Origin of the sequence: Marilutibacter chinensis, from assembly GCF_021725675.1 — a bacterium.
In the GTDB taxonomy this organism is placed as follows: domain Bacteria; phylum Pseudomonadota; class Gammaproteobacteria; order Xanthomonadales; family Xanthomonadaceae; genus Marilutibacter; species Marilutibacter chinensis.
The window spans coordinates 1,139,655-1,157,960 of the sequence record NZ_JAKJPO010000001.1; the positions used below are offsets into that span (position 1 = coordinate 1,139,655).

At 69.0% G+C, this 18,306-nt stretch carries 19 protein-coding genes; 4 read left to right on the forward strand and 15 right to left on the reverse strand.

What is annotated here, in order from left to right; genetic code table 11:
* Positions 1–148: 148 nt before the first annotated feature.
* Entirely contained in the window at positions 149–691 is a 543-nt protein-coding gene (locus L3V18_RS05070; RefSeq protein WP_237053540.1) for a Smr/MutS family protein, read from the forward strand.
* Between the two features lie 38 nt (positions 692–729).
* On the opposite strand, the gene L3V18_RS05075 is transcribed toward L3V18_RS05070, so the two are convergent.
* The 10 genes from L3V18_RS05075 to L3V18_RS05120 form a co-directional block, all read right to left on the reverse strand.
* Positions 730–957, reverse strand: a complete 228-nt coding sequence (locus L3V18_RS05075; RefSeq protein ID WP_237053541.1) for a hypothetical protein — start codon at positions 955–957, stop codon at positions 730–732.
* Between the two features lie 171 nt (positions 958–1,128).
* Positions 1,129–2,196, reverse strand: a complete 1,068-nt coding sequence (gene truD, locus L3V18_RS05080) for a tRNA pseudouridine(13) synthase TruD (protein ID WP_237053542.1) — start codon at positions 2,194–2,196, stop codon at positions 1,129–1,131.
* A gap of 22 nt (positions 2,197–2,218) precedes the next feature.
* A complete protein-coding gene (gene ispF, locus L3V18_RS05085) occupies positions 2,219–2,710 on the reverse strand; it encodes a 2-C-methyl-D-erythritol 2,4-cyclodiphosphate synthase (RefSeq protein ID WP_237053543.1) in 492 nt (163 codons plus the stop codon).
* 90 nt (positions 2,711–2,800) lie between these two features.
* Entirely contained in the window at positions 2,801–3,520 is a 720-nt protein-coding gene (gene ispD / locus L3V18_RS05090; protein ID WP_237053544.1) for a 2-C-methyl-D-erythritol 4-phosphate cytidylyltransferase, read from the reverse strand.
* Positions 3,517–3,897 (reverse strand): cell division protein FtsB, encoded by a 381-nt coding sequence (gene ftsB, locus L3V18_RS05095; RefSeq protein WP_425493461.1) that lies wholly within the window; start codon positions 3,895–3,897, stop codon positions 3,517–3,519. The genes ispD and ftsB overlap by 4 nt, the downstream gene beginning before the upstream one ends.
* Before the next feature lie 3 nt (positions 3,898–3,900).
* Positions 3,901–5,202 (reverse strand): phosphopyruvate hydratase, encoded by a 1,302-nt coding sequence (gene eno, locus L3V18_RS05100; RefSeq protein WP_237053545.1) that lies wholly within the window; start codon positions 5,200–5,202, stop codon positions 3,901–3,903.
* Positions 5,203–5,321: 119 nt separating this feature from the next.
* Positions 5,322–6,155, reverse strand: coding sequence for a 3-deoxy-8-phosphooctulonate synthase (gene kdsA / locus L3V18_RS05105; RefSeq protein ID WP_237053547.1), 834 nt, complete (start codon positions 6,153–6,155; stop codon positions 5,322–5,324).
* Positions 6,156–6,273: 118 nt separating this feature from the next.
* Complete coding sequence (gene pyrG, locus L3V18_RS05110; protein WP_237053549.1) at positions 6,274–7,932, reverse strand: CTP synthase; 1,659 nt, start codon at positions 7,930–7,932, stop codon at positions 6,274–6,276.
* A 156-nt stretch (positions 7,933–8,088) separates the two neighbouring features.
* Positions 8,089–8,343: a hypothetical protein gene (locus tag L3V18_RS05115; RefSeq protein ID WP_237053551.1), complete on the reverse strand. Its 255-nt coding sequence runs from the start codon at positions 8,341–8,343 to the stop codon at positions 8,089–8,091.
* A 126-nt stretch (positions 8,344–8,469) separates the two neighbouring features.
* Positions 8,470–8,874: a globin gene (locus tag L3V18_RS05120; RefSeq protein WP_237053552.1), complete on the reverse strand. Its 405-nt coding sequence runs from the start codon at positions 8,872–8,874 to the stop codon at positions 8,470–8,472.
* Positions 8,875–9,075: 201 nt separating this feature from the next.
* Between L3V18_RS05120 and parE the strand changes: the two genes are divergently transcribed.
* Positions 9,076–10,983 (forward strand): DNA topoisomerase IV subunit B, encoded by a 1,908-nt coding sequence (gene parE / locus L3V18_RS05125; RefSeq protein ID WP_237053553.1) that lies wholly within the window; start codon positions 9,076–9,078, stop codon positions 10,981–10,983.
* A 117-nt stretch (positions 10,984–11,100) separates the two neighbouring features.
* Here parE and hutG read toward each other — a convergent pair whose 3' ends face one another.
* From hutG to L3V18_RS05150, 5 genes are all read right to left on the reverse strand, one after another.
* Complete coding sequence (gene hutG, locus L3V18_RS05130; RefSeq protein WP_237053554.1) at positions 11,101–11,895, reverse strand: N-formylglutamate deformylase; 795 nt, start codon at positions 11,893–11,895, stop codon at positions 11,101–11,103.
* 156 nt (positions 11,896–12,051) lie between these two features.
* The gene (gene gorA, locus L3V18_RS05135) at positions 12,052–13,485 is read right to left on the reverse strand and encodes a glutathione-disulfide reductase (RefSeq protein ID WP_237053555.1); all 1,434 of its coding nucleotides are present in this window, start codon (positions 13,483–13,485) and stop codon (positions 12,052–12,054) included.
* A gap of 35 nt (positions 13,486–13,520) precedes the next feature.
* Positions 13,521–14,780 carry an NAD(P)/FAD-dependent oxidoreductase gene (locus L3V18_RS05140; RefSeq protein WP_237053556.1) on the reverse strand — a complete coding sequence of 420 codons (1,260 nt, stop codon included), beginning with the start codon at positions 14,778–14,780 and terminating at the stop codon, positions 13,521–13,523.
* An 8-nt stretch (positions 14,781–14,788) separates the two neighbouring features.
* Positions 14,789–16,060 (reverse strand): DUF418 domain-containing protein, encoded by a 1,272-nt coding sequence (locus L3V18_RS05145; RefSeq protein ID WP_237053560.1) that lies wholly within the window; start codon positions 16,058–16,060, stop codon positions 14,789–14,791.
* A gap of 171 nt (positions 16,061–16,231) precedes the next feature.
* Positions 16,232–16,723, reverse strand: coding sequence for an FKBP-type peptidyl-prolyl cis-trans isomerase (locus L3V18_RS05150; protein WP_237053561.1), 492 nt, complete (start codon positions 16,721–16,723; stop codon positions 16,232–16,234).
* Positions 16,724–16,928: 205 nt separating this feature from the next.
* Here L3V18_RS05150 and L3V18_RS05155 point away from each other — a divergent pair, with 205 nt between their 5' ends.
* Both L3V18_RS05155 and L3V18_RS05160 read left to right on the forward strand, forming a co-directional pair.
* Complete coding sequence (locus tag L3V18_RS05155; protein ID WP_425493462.1) at positions 16,929–17,435, forward strand: C40 family peptidase; 507 nt, start codon at positions 16,929–16,931, stop codon at positions 17,433–17,435.
* A 148-nt stretch (positions 17,436–17,583) separates the two neighbouring features.
* Complete coding sequence (locus L3V18_RS05160) at positions 17,584–18,297, forward strand: C40 family peptidase (RefSeq protein ID WP_237053562.1); 714 nt, start codon at positions 17,584–17,586, stop codon at positions 18,295–18,297.
* Positions 18,298–18,306: the final 9 nt, after the last annotated feature.

Below are 18,306 nucleotides of genomic sequence, written 5' to 3' on the forward strand. Positions count from 1 at the left end.
CGGAACGATCGGGGGCGCCTGTCCGCGCTCCCGTCGGCCAAGCCCACATGATAGCCGATGGACCGCCGGCCTTCGTTCCCTGGACGATGCCATCGCGCCTTGCGAACGCGCCCGGCCACGCTACGCTGGCCGCATGACGAAACGCCGCATGCCTTCGACACCGCCCGGCGCCGACGATGCGGCGCTGTTCCGCCAGGCGATCGGTCCAGTCCGCGAACTCAAGGCCTCGCCTCCTGCCCCGGCGGCGCCGAAGCCGAAACCGCGGGCCCGGATGGCGGAACTGGACGAAAGCGACGCCCGCCAGGCATTCCGGCGCGGCCACGACACTCCGCCGCTGGAATCCGGCGACCTGCTGGCGTACCGGCGCGACAGCGTTTCCGTGCGCAGCTGGCAACGGCTGCGGCGGGGCGAGATCTCGGCTCAGGAAGAATTGGACCTGCACGGCGCGGACGCGCGCACCGCCGAGGCGCTGCTACGTGCATTCATCAGCGATGCGCACCGCCATGGACTGGGCTGCGTGCGCGTGATTCACGGAAAAGGGCTGCACGGCGACGGTGCGCCGGTGCTGAAGAATCTGGTCGACCGCCTGCTCCGCCACCGCGCGGACGTGATCGCTTTCCACTCGGCGCCACCCGCGCAGGGGGGCGCCGGGGCGGTCCTGGTGCTGTTGGCACCAACCAGGCGGCGCTAGTCCTGCCGCGGTCGGTCGCGAGGACTCCGGTCGACGGATCAGTTGTCCCGGTCCTCGGTGGGTACCTTGGCGCGCGGGACGTTAACCCACACCACCTCGATGCCGCGCCGACGGGCAACGCGTTCAACGTAGGCGACATAGGCTTCGTCGGCGTCCATGATCGTGGGTGCGCGCTCGGCCTGCGCGGACTTCTCCGGCATGCTGGCGCAGGCGGCGAGGCCGACGGCGGCGAGGGACAACACGAGTGCACGGAGACTGGCGTTCATGACGATACCTCCGGATAGTCGGCGCGGCGGGCCATTGCCGTTGCACGGTGCCGTCGCGCCAGGGCCCGACCCCTTGCCGGGCCTGCCCCTTCTGCATATACCTGCCTCCGGTCAGGGGCCAGTGCCAATTGCCACGCTTCCGACGGACGGTCGCCGCGCCGGTGCGCGTGCTCAGACAGGGTCGAACGAGGCGTCGCGGAGATCGCCGAGCTCGGCCAGCACCGTCGTCGCGTAGGTGCCCGGCGGCAGGTCGAAACGCAGTTGCAACACGTCGCTGGCCTGCCACGACCACTCGAATCCACCCGGCCGCAGCCGCAATGCACGCCGTTCCTGCTTCAGCCCGGCCCGCTCCAGTCCCGCACGCAGCGCATCGCCGGGCGGCTCGGAAAGGGCCTTGAGCTCGATCGTGGCTGCGTCGCCGCGGCTGCGCAGCTCGCCGCGGCCCCACAACGGGCCGCTGGGGTGGATGTCGAACAGCGCCAGGCGCCGGGCCAGCTCATCCGAATGCGGCTCCGGACCGAACACGCTGCGACTGCCGTCGAGCATCCAGACCTCGCCGTCCAGCGGCGTGTCCCAGCAGTGGGTGGCGACCCGCGCGGCCAGCACCCGGTTGAACAGCGCCGAACGGGCCGCCGACAGCAGATGGGTGCGCTGCTCGCGGCCGACCCGCCGGCCCGCGAACATCGAAAGCGCCGCGTGCAGGTTGTCGCCACCGCGACCGAAACGCTGTTCGCCGAAGTAGTTGGGCACGCCGCGCGCGGCGATCGCCTGCAGGCGCGCGTCGAGGACGCCACGCTCGCCGGTGACTCCACGCAGCACCAGCACGAAACGGTTGCCGGCGAGAGCACCGCGCGGCAGCTTCTTCGCGTGCCAGTCGTGCGCGAGCACGCGCAATGCCTCGCCGCCCTCGCCCCGGTACTCGAGGGACTCCACCGCGGGCGCGTTGCGTCTGGGCAGGTGCACGCTGAAGCGCTGACGGGTCACCGCATGACGATCCTTCAAGCCGGCGTAACCGATCGCGGCCACCTCCACGCCGGCCCATTGCGCGATCCGCTGTGCGGTCCAGGCCGTGTTCATTCCGCGTTTCTCGACCGTCAGCAGCAGGTGCTCGCCGCTGCCGGTGGGCTCGAAGCCGGCCAGTTCCTCGACGAAGAAATCCTCCGGCGTGCTGCGCAGGCGGGCGGCCAGCACGGGCTTGCCATGCGCGCGCGGCAACGCAGCGGGACGTGGATCGGACATCCTGGCGGCTCCGCGATGGCGCTCAGACGGACTGCAGCAACACCGCGGCCTGGGCGGCGATGCCTTCGCCGCGGCCGGTGAAGCCGAGCCTTTCCGAGGTGGTCGCCTTGACGCTGACCGCGTCGATGTCGACCCCGAGCGTCGCGGCAAGGGTCTCGCGCATCGCCTGCGCGTGCGGGCCGATCTTCGGCCGTTCACAGATCACGGTGAGATCGGCGTTGCCGAGCGTCCAGCCGCGCTCGCGCGCCAGCGCGTTGCAGTGCCGGAGAAAGGCGCTGCTGTCGACGCCCTTCCAGCGCGGATCGCTGGGCGGGAAGTGCTGGCCGATGTCGCCGAGCGCGAGCGCACCGAGGATCGCGTCGCACAGCGCATGAATGACCACGTCGCCGTCCGAATGCGCGACCACGCCCTGCGCATGCGGCACCCGTACACCGCCGAGCATCACGTGGTCACCCTCGCCGAACGCGTGGACGTCGAAGCCCTGGCCGATGCGGATGTTCAGATTGCCTTGCATGGTCTTTTCCTCGTTGCGGATCCTTCGCAGGAGCGGTGCAAGCCGCGATCGGGCCTTCCCGCGGAAGCCTCATTGCGGCTTGCGCCGTGCCTACGGGTTCTGCGCGAAGCCCGCGTGCCGCTGCGAAAGTATGAAGCGAAAGCGCTCGAGATCGGCCGGCGTGGTGACCTTGAAGTTGTCTTCCCTGCCTTCGACCAGCCGCGGGTGTCGTCCTTGCCGCTCCATCGCCATCGCCTCGTCGGTCACGGACACGCCGTCGTCGCGGGCGCGCTGCAGCGCGTCGATCAGCGGCTTGCGGCGGAACGCCTGCGGAGTCAGCGCGCGCCACAGCCGCTCGCGCGGTTCGGTGGAAACGATGCGACCGGCATCGTCGGCCCGCTTGAGGGTGTCGCGCACCGGTGCGGCCAGGATCGCGCCGTCGGATCCCGCCTCGGCCACGCTGATCAGGCGGTCGAGATCGTCGTGGGCGAGGTTCGGCCGCGCCGCGTCGTGTACCAGCACCAGCGAATCCGCGCCTGCCACCTGTGGCAGCACGCGCAACGCGGCCAGCACCGAATCGGCCCGCTCGCCCCCGCCCGTGCAGCACAGGACCGGCTTGCCCTGCCGTTCGCTCCAGCCCGGCCAGCTGGCGTCCACCGCGGCGAGCGCGACCGTTGCACCGGCGACGCGCGGATGCGCGAGCAGCGCATCGAGTGCATACGCCAGCAGCGGCTGGCCGTCGACCTGCAGATATTGCTTGGGGGTATCCCCGCCGAAGCGCGTGCCCCGCCCGGCTGCCGGCACCACTGCCCAGATGTCGGCACCGCTCATTGCACTGGTTCGTCCCGTTGCGGCGTCGCGGGGTCGGCCATCCGCGCCGGCACACCGTCCGGCTCGACGACCCGATAGAACACTTCGCCAGGCTTGATCATGCCCAGTTCGCTGCGGGCCCGCTCCTCGACCGCGGCGCCGCCGGAGGACAGGTTCTTGAGGTCGGCCACCTCCGCCACCAGCGCATCGTTGCGCTGCTGGCGCGAGGCGTTGTCCTGGACCTGCTGTTCGACCTGCGCCTCCAGTTCGGCGACCGCATGACGGCCGCCCTCGCCGATCCACAACCGGAACTGCAGATAGATCATCATGGCGAGCAGGAACAGCAGCACGGCGGGCAATACCCACCATCTCCCGTTCCTGTCCGCCGGCTGGCCCATCGCTTACCGGTTCAGCGACACGAACGCGTCGCGGCCGGCGTACTTCGCCGATGCGCCCAGCTGCTCCTCGATCCGCAGCAGCTGGTTGTACTTGGCGACGCGGTCGCTGCGGCACAGCGAACCGGTCTTGATCTGGGTCGCGGTGGTCGCCACCGCGATGTCGGCGATCGTCGTGTCCTCGGTCTCACCGGAGCGGTGCGAGACGATCGCGGCGTAGCGGTTGGCGTCGGCCATCGCAATCGCCTCCAGCGTCTCGGTCAGGGTGCCGATCTGGTTGACCTTGATCAGGATCGCGTTGCCGACGCCCTGCTCGATGCCTTCCCTGAAGATCTTCGGATTGGTCACGAACAGGTCGTCGCCGACCAGCTGGACCTTGTTGCCGAGCGCGGCGGTCAGCTGCTTCCAGCCGTCCCAGTCGTCCTCGGCCATGCCGTCCTCGATGGTGACGATCGGGTACTGCGCGCACCAGTTGCCGAGGAAGTCGACGAACTGGTCCGGGGTCAGGCGCTTGCCCTCGCCGGTGAGGTTGTACTTGCCGTTGTCGAAGAACTCGCTGGAAGCGACGTCCAGGCCGAGCAGGATGTCCTCACCCGCCCTGTAGCCGGCCTTGCCGATCGCCTCGAGGATGGTCTCCAGCGCTTCCTCGTTGCTGCGCAGGTCGGGAGCGAAGCCGCCCTCGTCGCCGACCGCGGTGCTCAGGCCATGGCCCTTGAGCACCGACTTCAGCGCGTGGAACACCTCGGTGCCGGCGCGCAGCGCCTCGGAGAAGCTGTCCGCTCCGACCGGCAGGATCATGAACTCCTGGAGGTCGACGTTGTTGTCGGCGTGCGCACCGCCGTTGATGATGTTCATCATCGGCACCGGCAACACCGGTGCACGGCCCGCATTCGACGAGATGCCGGCCAGGTACTGCCACAGCGGCAGCTTCTTCGACGCGGCGACCGCGTGCGCGTTGGCCAGCGAGACGCCGAGCAGGGCGTTGGCGCCGAGGCGCCCCTTGTTCTCGGTGCCATCGAGATCGATCAGGCGGCGGTCGAGCCCGGCCTGGTCGGCGGCGGCGAAGCCCTCCAGTGCCTTGGCGATAGCGCCGTTGACGTTCTCCACCGCCTGGCGGACGCCTTTGCCGAGGTAGCGGGTCTTGTCGCCATCGCGCAGCTCGACCGCCTCCTTGGTGCCGGTCGAGGCGCCGGACGGGACCATCGCGCGGCCGAAGCTGCCGTCGGCGAGGGTCACTTCGGCTTCAAGGGTCGGGTTGCCCCGGCTGTCGAGGATTTCGCGGGCGTGGACTTTGGCGATCTGGGTCATGGTCGAGTCGAGTCAGGAAGGAGAGGTTGTTGGCCACGGAGTTACGCGGATGAACGCGGATAGAACCTACTTCCCTGATGCTTCATCCGTGTCGATCCGCGCGAACCCGTGGCGGAAAATCACAGCCCGGCTTCGAGAAAGCCGTTCTTCTTGGTGACGCGGTCGATCTCAAGCAGCGTCTCCAGCAGCGCACGCATCTTCGGCAGCGGCCAGGCGTTCGGGCCGTCGGACAGGGCCTTGTCCGGATCCGGGTGGGTTTCCATGAAGATGCCGCTGATGCCCACCGCCATCGCCGCACGCGACAGCACCGGCACGAACTCGCGCTGGCCGCCGCTCTTGCCGCCGGCGCCGCCGGGCAGCTGCACCGAATGGGTGGCGTCGAACACGACCGGGCAGCCGGTGTCGCGCATCACGCTCAGCGAGCGCATGTCGCTGACCAGGTTGTTGTAGCCGAAGCTGGCGCCACGCTCGCAGACCATGATGTCGGTGTTGCCGGTGGCCAGCGCCTTCTCGGCGACATGCTTCATCTCCCACGGCGACAGGAACTGGCCTTTCTTGATGTTCACCGGCTTGCCGGCGCGGGCGACGTTCTGGATGAAGTCGGTCTGCCGGCACAGGAACGCGGGGGTCTGCAGCACGTCGACGACCGAGGCGACCTCGTCGAGCGGAGTGTACTCGTGGACGTCGGTCAGTACCGGCACGCCGAGCTGCTTCTTCACCTCGGCCAGCACTTTCAGGCCCTCTTCCATGCCAGGACCGCGGAAGCCCGAAACCGAGGTGCGGTTGGCCTTGTCGAAGCTGGACTTGAAGATGAAGGGGATGCCGAGTTCGGCGGTGATCTCCTTCAGCGTGCCGGCGGTGTCGAGCTGCAGTTGCATCGACTCGATCACGCACGGACCGGCGATCAGGAAGAAGGGTCGGTCCAGGCCGATCTCAAAACCGCAGAGTTTCACTTGGCACTCCTCGAGACATTCGTTTTTGCCGCGGATTTACACGGATAGACACGGATAAAGCGCTTTATTCCTGCCTTATCCGCGTGCATCCGCGCCAATCCGTGGCCTATCCCGGCTTTCAAGCCCGCGCTTCCTTCAGCAACTGGCCGCCCGCCTTGTTCTCGCGCGCGGCGCGGATGAAGCCGACGAACAGCGGATGACCGTCGCGCGGCGTCGACAGGAATTCCGGATGCGCCTGGCAGGCCAGGAACCAGGGGTGGCGGTCCTGCGGCAGCTCGACCATTTCGACCAGGGTCTCGTCCAGCGACTTGGCGCTGAACACCAGGCCGGCGTTCTCCAGCTGGTTGAGATAGCGGTTGTTGAACTCGTAGCGGTGGCGATGGCGCTCGCCGACGACGTCCTTGCCGTACATCCTGTGCGCCAGCGTACCGGGCTTGATCCGCTGCTCCTGCAGGCCCAGGCGCATGGTGCCGCCGAGGTCGCTGTCCTCGCTGCGCTTCTCGACCTCGCCGCTGGCGGTACGCCATTCGGTGATCAGGCCGATCACCGGATGCGGACAGGTCTTGTCGTTCTCGGTGCTGTTGGCGCCCTCCAGCCCGACCACGTGGCGGGCGTAGTCGACCACCGCCGCCTGCATGCCGTAGCAGATGCCGAAATACGGGATCCCGTGCTCGCGCGCATGGCGGGCGGTCATCACCTTGCCCTCGAAGCCGCGGTCACCGAACCCGCCGGGCACCAGGATGCCGTGCACGCCTTCCAGCGCCCTGGCGCCTTCGCGCTCGACGTCGGTGGACTCGATCCACTTGAGGTTGACCCGGGTGCGCTGGCGCAGGCCGCCGTGCTTGAGCGCCTCGCCGACCGATTTGTAGGCGTCCTGGTGGTCGACATACTTGCCGACCACGCCGATGGTGACCTCGTCGACCGGGTGTTCGCTGGCGTCGAGCACCGCCTCCCACTCGGACAGATCGGGCTCGCCGCAGTTCAGGCGCAGGCGTTCGACGATCAGCCCGTCCAGGCCCTGCTCGTGGAAGCGCGACGGCATCCGGTAGATGTTGTCGAGGTCGACCGCGGAGATCACGGCGCGCTCGGAGACGTTGGTGAACAGCGCGATCTTGCGGCGCTCGCTGTCCGGCAGCGGCTGCTCGGAGCGGCACAGCAGGATGTCGGGCTGGATGCCGATCGAGCGCAGTTCCTTGACCGAGTGCTGGGTCGGCTTGGTCTTGAGTTCGCCGGCGGCGGCGATCCAAGGCACCAGGGTCAGGTGCATGAACAAGGCCTTGTCCGGGCCGCGCTCGGTGCGGATCTGGCGGATCGCCTCAAGGAAGGGCAGCGATTCGATGTCGCCCACGGTGCCGCCGATCTCGACCAGGCCGACGTCGTAGCCCTCGGTCGCCTCGCCTATGCAGCGCTTGATCTCGTCGGTGATGTGCGGGATCACCTGCACGGTGCCGCCGAGGTAGTCGCCACGGCGCTCCTTGCGGATCACGTTCTCGTAGATGCGGCCGGTGGTGACCGAGTTCTTCCGGCTCAGACGGGTACGGACGTAGCGCTCGTAGTGGCCCAGGTCCAGGTCGGTCTCGGCGCCGTCGTCGGTGACGTAGACCTCGCCGTGCTGGAACGGGCTCATCGTGCCCGGGTCGACGTTGATGTAGGGGTCGAGCTTCATCATCGTCACGCGCAGGCCGCGCGCTTCGAGGATGGCCGCCAGCGAGGCCGCCGCGATGCCCTTGCCGAGGGAGGACACCACGCCGCCGGTGACGAAGATCAGGGGAGTCATGCGTTTTGCTGTCGCCGGAAAGCCATAGTCTACAGGGTGGGCGTGACGACCGCGACCGCTTGACGGCCGCGCCCCGGGCGTGCCGCCCCCGGCCGGAGCACGACGGGACCGACGCCCCGGACCACCGGGGCGCCGCGCGGGCCGAGCCGAGGGCGATCAGGCGCGATAGTCGTCCTCTTCCTCGGGCTCGACCGGCTGTTCCTCCTCGTCCGAGGCGCTGTCGGCCGCGGATTCGGCCCGGTCGGCACCGGCCTCGTCCCGCTCGTCGTCCTCCTTCCCGGCCCGGGCCTGTTCGGCGGCCTTCTGGCGGGCGTCCTCCGAGCGATCGGTCTGGGCCTTCTGCGCGAACGCCGGAGACGCGGCCGCCAACGCGAAGGTCACCAGGGGAATGGTGAGGATCCGGATCTTCATCGTGGGCTCTCCTGTCGGGTGGAAATGCTTCTCGGTGGCCGGCGCCACCGGCCGTCTTCCCCAAGGCCGGCCCCATCACGCTAGTCCCCGGCGCCCTGCCCCTGCGTGAACGCCGGCGATGGGCACTCAATAGTGGTGCGTGAAGAACTCGCATACGCGTTGCATCGCCGCCCGCCACCGCGCCAGCAGCGTCTCGTCGGCGTCCTCGTCGAATTCCGCCACCGCCACGAGCAGGCTGTCGATCCAGTACGGGTACAGCGCCGGCGGCACCGGCGCCCGGCCCTGCCGGCCATGGACCTCGGCCATCTGCGCGCAGGTCCGGGTGACGATCGCGCTGCCGCCAGCATGCAGGATCGCGACGCTGATCCCGCGTCGCAGCGCCAGCCGCTGCTTCTGGAAGTCGGTGCGGGCGAACATCGGCTCGATGTCCGGATGGCTGGCCATGAATATCTGGTAGAAGCGCTCGATGAACCCGCGCCGGGCGAGACAGCGGCCATAGCTCTGCTGGAGGTCGTTGAAGGTATCGGTCATGACAGGCTCCGTGTCGGTCGCCGCACAGGGTGCCCGCGACGGCCGGCACCGCGTTTGACCCCGGTCAAGTCCGCCCGCGCCCCGCGCCGGCGCCCTAGCACAGCCGGAACGGTTTGGCGCGGTTGAATTTCCTGCCGAGCCCCCCGACCATCGCTGCACGCATCACCGCAGTCCGACGCCTTCCCCGATGAGTTCGCCCCGATGAGTTCCCGCTACAACGCCGCCGATATCGAAGTCCTGTCCGGCCTGGACCCCGTCAAGCGCCGTCCGGGCATGTACACCGACACAACGCGGCCGAACCATCTGGCCCAGGAGGTGATCGACAACGCGGTCGACGAGGCCCTGGCCGGACATGCCAGATCGATCGAGGTCACCCTGCATGCCGACGGCAGCTGCGAGGTCGCCGACGATGGCCGCGGCATGCCGGTCGACATCCACCCCGAGGAAGGCATTCCCGGCGTCGAGCTGATCCTCACCCGCCTGCACGCGGGCGGCAAGTTCAGCAACAAGAACTACACCTTCTCCGGCGGCCTGCACGGCGTCGGCGTCAGCGTGGTCAACGCGCTGTCGAAGCACGTCGACGTGTTCATCAAGCGCGACGGCAACGAGTACCGGATGTCGTTCAAGGACGGCGACCGCCACAGCCCGCTGGAAGTGGTCGGCAGCGTCGGCAGGAAGAACACCGGCACCCGCGTGCAGTTCTGGCCCGACCCGAAGTACTTCGATACCGCGAAGTTCAATCTGCGCTCGCTGAAGCACCTGCTGCGCGCCAAGGCCGTGCTGTGTCCGGGCCTGACGGTGAAACTGCACGACGTCGCCAGCGGCGAGAAGCTGGAATGGCATTACGAGGACGGCCTGCGCGACTATCTCCGCGGCGAACTGGTCGAACGCGAGCTGCTGCCGCCGGAGCTGTTCGTCGGCAATCTCAGCAAGGACACGGAGACCGTCGACTGGGCGGTCGCCTGGGTGATCGAAGGCGAACTCGTGCAGGAGAGCTACGTCAACCTGATCCCGACCGCCCAGCACGGCACCCACGTCAATGGCCTGCGCACAGGCTTCACCGATGCACTGAGGGAGTTCTGCGACTTCCGCAACCTGTTGCCGCGCGGGGTCAAGCTGGCGCCGGAAGACGTCTGGGACAGGGTTTCGTTCGTGCTGTCGGTGAAGATGACCGACCCGCAGTTCAGCGGCCAGACCAAGGAACGCCTGTCGTCCCGCCAGGCTGCCGGGTTCGTCGAGGGCGCCGCGCACGACGCCTTCAGCCTCTGGTTGAACCAGCATGTCGAACTCGGCGAGAAGATCGCCCAACTGGCGATCGAGCGCGCATCGGCGCGCCTGAAGACCGAAAAGCAGGTGACCCGCAAGAAAGTCACCCAGGGCCCCGCCCTGCCCGGCAAGCTGGCCGACTGCACCAGCCAGGACCTGTCGCGCACCGAGCTGTTCCTGGTCGAGGGTGACTCCGCCGGCGGCAGCGCCAAGCAGGCGCGCGACAAGGAGTTCCAGGCGATCATGCCGCTGCGCGGCAAGATCCTGAACACCTGGGAGGTCGCTTCCGGCAGCGTGCTGGCCTCGCAGGAAGTGCACGATCTCGCCGTGGCGATCGGCTGCGACCCGGGCAAGGATGACATCAGCGGCCTGCGCTACGGCAAGGTGATCATCCTCGCCGACGCCGACTCCGACGGCCTGCACATCGCGACCCTGCTGTCGGCGCTGTTCCTGAAGCACTTCCCCGCGCTGGTCGCGACCGGCCACGTGTTCGTGGCGATGCCGCCGCTGTTCCGCGTCGATCTGGGCAAGCAGGTGTTCTACGCCCTCGACGAGGAGGAGAAGCGGATCCTGCTGGAGAAGATCGAGCGCGAGAAGGCCGAGAAGAAGAAGGGCTCCGCGGGTGCGGTCAGCGTGACCCGCTTCAAGGGCCTGGGCGAGATGAACCCCTCGCAGCTTCGCGAGTCGACCATCCATCCCGACACCCGCCGGCTGGTCCAGCTGACCGTGGAGGACGCCGAGGGCACCCGCTCGCTGATGGACATGCTGCTGGGCAAGAAACGCGCTTCGGACCGGAAGGCGTGGCTGGAGACCAAGGGCGACCTGGCGACCCTGGAGGTCTGAACATCCGCCTCCCCGTGCAAGCTACGGTCGCAGCGGCATGAGCCGCGATGAAGCTTTCCCGTGAAAACCCGATCGCAGCCTACGACGCTTCTACGTGCCGCTTGCGTGCGCAGCCGGTCAGGTCCCGGGGCGCAGGCAGGTCTCCAGCAGCGTGCGCAACAGTGGCTGCAGGCGCGCGGCACGGTCGGGAAGGTATTCGAAGCTGTCCTCGTCCATGTAGTTGAGCTGGGCGAGTTCAAGCTGCACGGCGTCGATGCCGTCGTCGGGGCGGCCGTAGTGGCGGGTGATGTAGCCGCCCTTGAAGCGGCCGTTGACCACGTGGCTGTAGCCGGTCTGCGATGCCAGCACCGCCTCCAGCATCGCGATCAGTGAAGGCCGGCAGCTCGCGCCGCCGGCGGTGCCGAGGTTGAGGTCGGGCAACCGGCCGTCGAACAGGAACGGTACCACGCTGCGGATCGAATGCCCTTCCCACAGCACCGCGCGGCCGTGTTCGGCACGCAGACGGTCGAGCTCGCCGAGCAGGGCGTCGTGGTAGGGGCGCCAGAAGGTTTCGACGCGTGCGCCGATCTCGGCCTCGTCCGGGGCCTCGCCGTCGAGATAGACGGGCTCGCCACTGAACCGCACGGCCGGGCACAACCCGGTGGTGTTCTGGCCCGGATACAGCGACACGTCGTCCGGAGGCCGATTGAGGTCGACTACGTAGCGCGAATAGACCGGCACGATGATCGACGCGCCCAGTTCGCGCGCGAACGCATACAGCCGCGCGACGTGCCAGTCGGTGTCGGGCGCGCGTCGCGCCTGCGGCACCATGCGAGCGGCGATGTCGTCGGGAATCAGGCTGCCGTCGTGCGGCAGGCTGACCAGCAGCGGAGCGTGGCCGCGGTGAAGGGTGAAGACGCTGTCGGAATGCATGGAAGCATTCTAGCCGGGCCCTCCGGAACGGGACGCATTGCAGATGGCGCCCGCGCCGCTCCCCCGGTTGCGGTGCGCTCATGGTGCGGACACGCCTGCTCCGGAGGACGGGCCCCTGCACGCCCTCGCCGAGCGAACGGGGAGCGCGGCGGGACGTCATCTCAGCAGCACGATCTCCTCGGCACTGGTCGGATGGATCGCGATCGTGTCGTGCAGGTCCTGCAGGGTAATGCCCTTCTTCAGCGCGACCGCGAAACCCTGCAGGATCTCGTCGGCTGCCTCGCCGAGCAGGTGCAGCCCGACCACGCGGCGCTCCTCTCCGATGCAGACCAGCTTGAACAGGCTTCGCTGCGGGGTGTCTGTCAATGCTTCCAGCATCGGCCGGAACCCGGTCGTGTAGACCCGTACCGCGGCATCGCCATGCCGTTCGCGGGCCTGCGCCTCGGTCAGCCCGACGGCGCCAACGGGCGGGTGGGAGAACACCACCGTCGGCACGTTGGTCTGGTCCAGCGCCGGGTCCGCGGCGCCGCCGAACACGTGGCTCATCAACCTGCGCGCGGCGGCGATCGCGACCGGAGTCAATGCCATGTCCGCGGTCACGTCGCCGACTGCATGGATGCCCGGCGCCGAGGTCGCGTGGCCGGCGTCGACCCGGACATGGCCGTCCGCATCGGTTTCGACGCCGACCTCCGGCAGCCCGAGGCCATGGGTATTGGGGCCGCGCCCGGTCGCGAACAGCACCTGGTCGTAGGGGCCATGCCAGGTGCCGGCGCCGTCGCGTACCCGCAGCTGGCCGTCGTCGTCGCGCTGGAGCTCCGCAACCGGGCACCCCAGGCTCAGGCGGATGCCGGCCTGGCAGTAGTCGTCCGCCAGTTGCTCTGCGATTGCGGCATCGAAACCATGCAGCAGGCGTTCGCCGCGCACCAGCATCTCGACGCGGCTGCCGAGCTGCTGCAGCACGCCGGCCAGTTCGACCGCGATGTAGCCGCCACCGACGACCGCGATCCGCTCCGGGGCGGCGGTCCACCGGAAGAAATCGTCCGAAACCGCGCCGAGCCCGGCACCGGGAATGTCGGGCCGCAGCGCGTGCCCGCCGGTGGCGATCAGGATCCGCTGCGCCTGCAGGCGCAGGCCGTCGTCGCATTCGACCACGCCGCCACCGGACCGCATCCGTTCGACCAGTCGTCCGTGTCGCGGCAGATGCACGATGCCGGCGGCGTCGATGCGTCGCCGATAGCTCTGGTGGATGTTGTGGATGTAGCGCTCGCGATGGGCGATGAAGGTCGGCCAGTCCAGTGCCCGGGCCTGCACCGGGAAGCCGAGCGGCCCGGCCATCGCCAGCCGGCGGCCGACCTCGGCCGCCAGCCACATCGCCTTCTTCGGCACGCAGCCGACGTTGACGCAGGTGCCACCCAGCGCCGAGGGCTCCATCAGGGCGACCCGGGCCCCGTGTTCGGCGGCACGGAACGCGCCGGCCAGACCGCCGGATCCGCCACCGATCACGATCAGGTCGAACTCGCCGGCGGCGCGGGCTCCGTTTGCATCGGACTCGGACACGAGGACCTCGCGGTTGCGCGGAAGGGACGACATTTCTACCAGCCGCGTGCAGCCGCGTGCACCCCTGCTCAGCGGACGAAGCGTTCCATCCGGAACGGTGCCGGATCGACCGCCGGTGTCCGCTGCATCATCAGGTCGGCGAGCAGCTGACCGGTGCCGGCGCTCATGCTCACGCCCATCATGCCGTGACCGGTGGCCAGCCAGAGTCCGTCCCGCCCGGGCACCGCCCCGATCACCGGCACGTCGTCGCGGCTCATCGGACGCCATCCGTACCAGCGCTCGATCACCTCGGGGCCGACCGGCTCGTGCAGGTACTCCGCCGCGCCTCGCTCCAGCGCGGCCAGGCGGCGCGGGTTGAGCGCGGTGTCATAGCCGGAGAACTCCATCGTGCTGCCGAGGCGGAAGCCGCCGCTCCAGACCGTCACGCAGACCGAGCGCTCGTGCAGCACCAGCGGGCGGCGTGGCACCAGGTCCGGGCGACTGTAGGTGATCGAGTAACCCTTGCCCGGCTGCAGCACGCGCTTGAGCACCGGCACGCCGAACGCATCGGCGAGCCGCGGCGACCAGGCGCCGGTCGCCAGCACCACGTCGCGGGCCTGCAGCCGGCCCTGGGCTGTATCCACGTGCGGAGGTCCCGACGCGGTCCCGACCGCCTTCACTTGGCAATGCTCGAGGATCGTGCCGCCACGCTCGCGCACCGCCCTTGCCAGCTCGGCCACGTAGCGGTCCGGCCGCAGCGATGCGTCGCCGTCGAAGCGGATCGCACCGGCAATCCCGGGCTTGAGTGCCGGCTCCATCGCCTCGTAGGCGGCGCCGTCGACCACCTCGACCGGCACGCCCAGCTCGCGCAGCAGCGCGACTTCCTTCAGGCCGTGCTCGAGTTCGCGCGGATCGCGGAACACGTAATCCTCGCCCGAGGCCCTGAACTCGCACTGCAGCCCGAAGCGCGACACCCATTGCTCCAGGCGCTCGCGCGAGTCGTTCAGCAACGCCCCTTTCGCCACCGCGCTCGCGCGCCAGTCGCGCTCGTTGCAACGTGCGGCGAAATGCAGCAACCAGCGCCACAGCGCCGGGTCGAAACCGGGCTTGATGTACAGCGGCGCATCCGGGGTGAACATCCACTTCAACGCGGTCGCGACCATTCCCGGTGCGGCCAGCGGCGGCGCATGGCTGGGGGTGATCGTGCCGCAGTTGCCGTGCGAGGTGCCGCCGCCGATGCGGCCGGCATCGACCACCTTCACCTCGCGTCCGGACTCGAGCAATGCCAGTGCGGTCGCCAGGCCGATCACGCCCGCGCCCACGATCACGACGTCTTCGTGTTGTGTCATCGACAGATTCAGGAAGCTGCTTCAGGGGAGGAGCCGGACGACCGCCGCAGCGGCGGCAGCGCCCGATAGGTCAGGCCCCGCCACAGCCATTCGACGGGTCCGAAGCGGAAGCGTGCCATCCATGCATGGGCGATGACCAGTTGCAGGACGAACACCACCAGCACGCCGGCGACCTGGGCGCTGCGGCCGACCTGCCCCCACAGCCCGAAACCGTAGCCGTAGAACACCAGCGTGCCGACCGCCGACTGCATCAGGTACAGGGTCAGCGCCATCCGCCCGGCCGGGGCGAGCAGACGCAGCCAGCGCCCGCCGCGCTGCAGCGCGAGCACGACCCAGCCCAGGTAGCCCAGGCTCAGCAGCGGCGCTCCGGCCAGCTGGAACGCCGCGGCGGCCATCGGCCGCGCACCGGCCCCGCTGACGAGATCCGGTGCCGGATCGATCGCCACGCCCACCAGCGTCAGCGCCAGGCCGAGCGGCGCGGCGCCCCATGAGAAGCTCCGGAACAGGCGGCGATGACCATCGGCGTCGGCCACCGCACCACTGCGCACCAGCCAGGCGCCGAACACGAACACACCCAGCGCCATCGGCAGGAAGAACAGCGTGTCGCCGAGACTGACGAGCAGGAAGCGGATCCGGAATGCGGTCGCCGCCAGGTAGCTGTCACCGGTGTAGGCCACGACCTCGTCGCGCTGCAGCGCCAGCTGGCGGGCGACTTCGGCCTGATCGCCGGCCCCGTCGACCGTACCGCCGAACAGCGCCAGCAACAGCGCGAACAGCGCCACCACGCCTGCGATCGCGTAATACAGCGCGCCCCCCCAGGCCCAGAGGCCGCGCACCGGCGCACGGCTGAAGCAGGCCAGCATCAACAATGCCGCCAGCGCATAGGCGACCAGGATATCGCCGGACCAGATCAGGCAGGCGTGAACCACGCCGATCGCCAGCAGGGCGAACGTGCGCCGCAGATAGAACGGCGCGAACGCGCGGCCGGCCTCCTGCGCACGCGCCTGCATCACCGCGAAGCCCATTCCGAACAGCAGCGCGAACAGCACCCAGAACTTGCCGCTGACCAGGACGTAGCTCGCCGCGTCCAGCCACAGGTCGAGGCCGCTGGCGGCGGGATCGATGCCGTCCACGCGCGCGACCAGCGGTGCGCTGAACCATTCCACGTTCATCAGGGCGATGCCGAGCAAGGCCAGCCCCCGCAGCACGTCCAGCGCCGCGATCCGCTCCCGTCCCGCCAACGGCACCCAGTCCTGCCGTGTCCTAGGGCCTGCGCCCATCTGTCCTGCTCTGTCTCGCCCCGGAGCCGGCGAGTGTAGACGCCGCGGCGCCATGGCGGCGATACCGGTCGTGCCGGAAACGCGAACGGCCCGCGCAAGGCGGGCCGTCGGTAGCTGGCGATCGCGCCGGCGACGATGTCCGGCGAACGTCCGGAACCTTCGCGATGCGGCTCAGTGCTCCACGCCGCCGTCGCCGTGCACGTGACCGTGCTCGATCTCCTCGGCGCTGGCCTCGCGGACCTCGACGATATCGATCGCGAAATGCAGGTCCTTGCCCGCCATCGGGTGGTTGAGGTCGACATCGACCACGCTCATGCCGATCTTGGAAATGGTCACAGCGCGCGGGCCGAAGTTGGTCTGCAGGACCGCCTGCATGCCCGGGGCGATCTTCTGGCCCTTGAAGTACTTCTTCGGCACCCGCTGGGTCAGGCCTTCCTTGATCTCGCCGTACGCATCGGCCGCCTTCACGTCGACCTCGAACTTCTCGCCGGCCTCGCGTCCGTCCATCGCCTGTTCCAGGCCCGGGATGATGTTGTTGTGGCCGATCAGGATCGCCAGCGGATCGCGTCCCTCGGAGCTTTCCAGCGGCTCCTGGCCCTCGGACACGGGGCTTTCGGAAACTGTGTAATGAAAACGGACGACGCGATCTTTCTCGATCTTCATGGACTTGGCGACTCGGCTGCTGTGCCGCGACACGGGCGGCAGGATGGAGGACGGAGCCGGCCGGGGCCACTTGGCGATGCCCGGCCGGAAATGGGCGGTTCGACGGCGGAACTTGTCGCCATCGCGTCCAACGGACAAGCTACGGCCCATGGACAGGACCGCGCATTATCCCGGCAAGCCCGCGTCCGCGCCAGAGACGCGGCACATGACCCTCCTGCTCGGCGTATTGCTTGCGGCCACGGTCGCCGGCTGCGGTGGCGGCGGCGATCGCGTTCGCGGTGCGCCGCGGCCGGACGGCCGCGACTGGGCGGTGGTGGCGCCCGACGACCCGGCCGCGGCCAACGCGGTGCTGATGCGCGCGATCAGCCTCGTGGGCACGCCCTATCGCTACGGCGGCAACACGCCGGAGGGCGGCTTCGACTGCAGCGGGCTGGTCAACTATGTCTATCGCGACATGCTCGACCTGCGCCTGCCGCGCACCTCGGGGCAGTTGGCCGCTTACCAAGGCCCGAAGATCGCTCCGTCGCGGCTGGCCGCTGCCGACCTGGTGTTCTTCGGCAGCCGCGGCAAGGTCACGCACGTCGGCATCTACGTCGGCGAAGGACGCTTCGTGCATGCGCCGAGCACCGGTGGCACGGTGCGGCTGGACCATCTCGATGGGCCTTACTGGCGCGACCACTACACCGGCGCCCGGCGCGTACTGCTGAAGTGACCGCGGCGCGGCAGATGGGCCCGGTCACAACCACAACGAGCGAAAATGCGGGATGCGTCACAAAATTTAACTAATTTTTAACAAAATATGAACTTCCACGTCCCGATTCGCGGGCAATATCGCTCCGATTCAATTCAGTGATCGCCGCGTGAAGCCCGACGTTTCCGGACCCGACCCCGACACCGACACCGACTGTCCCGGTCTGACCCACTACCGCCGCACGCGGCTCCTGTCCCGCCTTCTCCTGAGTGCCCTGCTGGCCGCGGCTTCGCTGCCCGCGCTCGCGCAGCAGCTGCCGGCCCCTTCGCTGGCCGCCGACTCCGCCGATCTGCCGTCCGCGGTCACCCGGCCGGTCCTGCCCGAGACGATGGGCATGTCGGACCGCACGCTGCTGCTGGCCACCGACATCAACCGCCTGCTCGCGGCCGCAGCGCCGACCCGCACCGATGCCGTGAACGCGCAGCCGGTCGAGGACAAGGACGGCCGCATCCGTACCGTGCTGCAAAAAGCGCTGGCCCTGCTCGGCACGCCCTATCGCTGGGGCGGCACCAGCCCCGACAACGGCTTCGACTGCAGCGGCCTGGTTGGCTACGTGTTCCGCAACGCGCTGGGCATCGAACTGCCCCGCGTCTCGCGCGACATGGCCCGCAATGGCCAGGTCGTCGAGGACCGCGAAGAGATGACCGCGGGCGATCTGGTGTTCTTCGGCCGCCGCGGCCGTGTCGACCACGTCGGCATCTATCTCGGCGAGGGCCGCTTCGTGCACGCCCCCAGCCGCGGCAAGACGGTCAGCGTCTCACGGCTGGACAGCGGCTACTGGAGCCACAAGTTCATGCAGGCCCGTCGCGTCGAAGGCATCTGAACCGCAGCG

Excerpts from the sequence above, each read along its gene's own strand:
- ispF (WP_237053543.1), bottom strand. The coding sequence starts at position 2,710 with ATGCAAGGCAATCTGAACATCCGCATCGGCCAGGGCTTCGACGTCCAC.
- L3V18_RS05115 (WP_237053551.1), bottom strand. The coding sequence starts at position 8,343 with ATGAAGATCCGGATCCTCACCATTCCCCTGGTGACCTTCGCGTTGGCG.
- L3V18_RS05150 (WP_237053561.1), bottom strand. The coding sequence starts at position 16,723 with ATGAAGATCGAGAAAGATCGCGTCGTCCGTTTTCATTACACAGTTTCC.
- ftsB (WP_425493461.1), bottom strand. The coding sequence starts at position 3,897 with ATGGGCCAGCCGGCGGACAGGAACGGGAGATGGTGGGTATTGCCCGCC.
- ispD (WP_237053544.1), bottom strand. The coding sequence starts at position 3,520 with ATGAGCGGTGCCGACATCTGGGCAGTGGTGCCGGCAGCCGGGCGGGGC.
- L3V18_RS05155 (WP_425493462.1), top strand. The coding sequence starts at position 16,929 with ATGACCCTCCTGCTCGGCGTATTGCTTGCGGCCACGGTCGCCGGCTGC.
- eno (WP_237053545.1), bottom strand. The coding sequence starts at position 5,202 with ATGACCCAGATCGCCAAAGTCCACGCCCGCGAAATCCTCGACAGCCGG.
- hutG (WP_237053554.1), bottom strand. The coding sequence starts at position 11,895 with ATGCATTCCGACAGCGTCTTCACCCTTCACCGCGGCCACGCTCCGCTG.
- pyrG (WP_237053549.1), bottom strand. The coding sequence starts at position 7,932 with ATGACTCCCCTGATCTTCGTCACCGGCGGCGTGGTGTCCTCCCTCGGC.
- gorA (WP_237053555.1), bottom strand. The coding sequence starts at position 13,485 with ATGTCGTCCCTTCCGCGCAACCGCGAGGTCCTCGTGTCCGAGTCCGAT.
- L3V18_RS05070 (WP_237053540.1), top strand. The coding sequence starts at position 149 with ATGCCTTCGACACCGCCCGGCGCCGACGATGCGGCGCTGTTCCGCCAG.
- L3V18_RS05120 (WP_237053552.1), bottom strand. The coding sequence starts at position 8,874 with ATGACCGATACCTTCAACGACCTCCAGCAGAGCTATGGCCGCTGTCTC.
- L3V18_RS05075 (WP_237053541.1), bottom strand. The coding sequence starts at position 957 with ATGAACGCCAGTCTCCGTGCACTCGTGTTGTCCCTCGCCGCCGTCGGC.
- L3V18_RS05140 (WP_237053556.1), bottom strand. The coding sequence starts at position 14,780 with ATGACACAACACGAAGACGTCGTGATCGTGGGCGCGGGCGTGATCGGC.
- L3V18_RS05145 (WP_237053560.1), bottom strand. The coding sequence starts at position 16,060 with ATGGGCGCAGGCCCTAGGACACGGCAGGACTGGGTGCCGTTGGCGGGA.
- truD (WP_237053542.1), bottom strand. The coding sequence starts at position 2,196 with ATGTCCGATCCACGTCCCGCTGCGTTGCCGCGCGCGCATGGCAAGCCC.
- parE (WP_237053553.1), top strand. The coding sequence starts at position 9,076 with ATGAGTTCCCGCTACAACGCCGCCGATATCGAAGTCCTGTCCGGCCTG.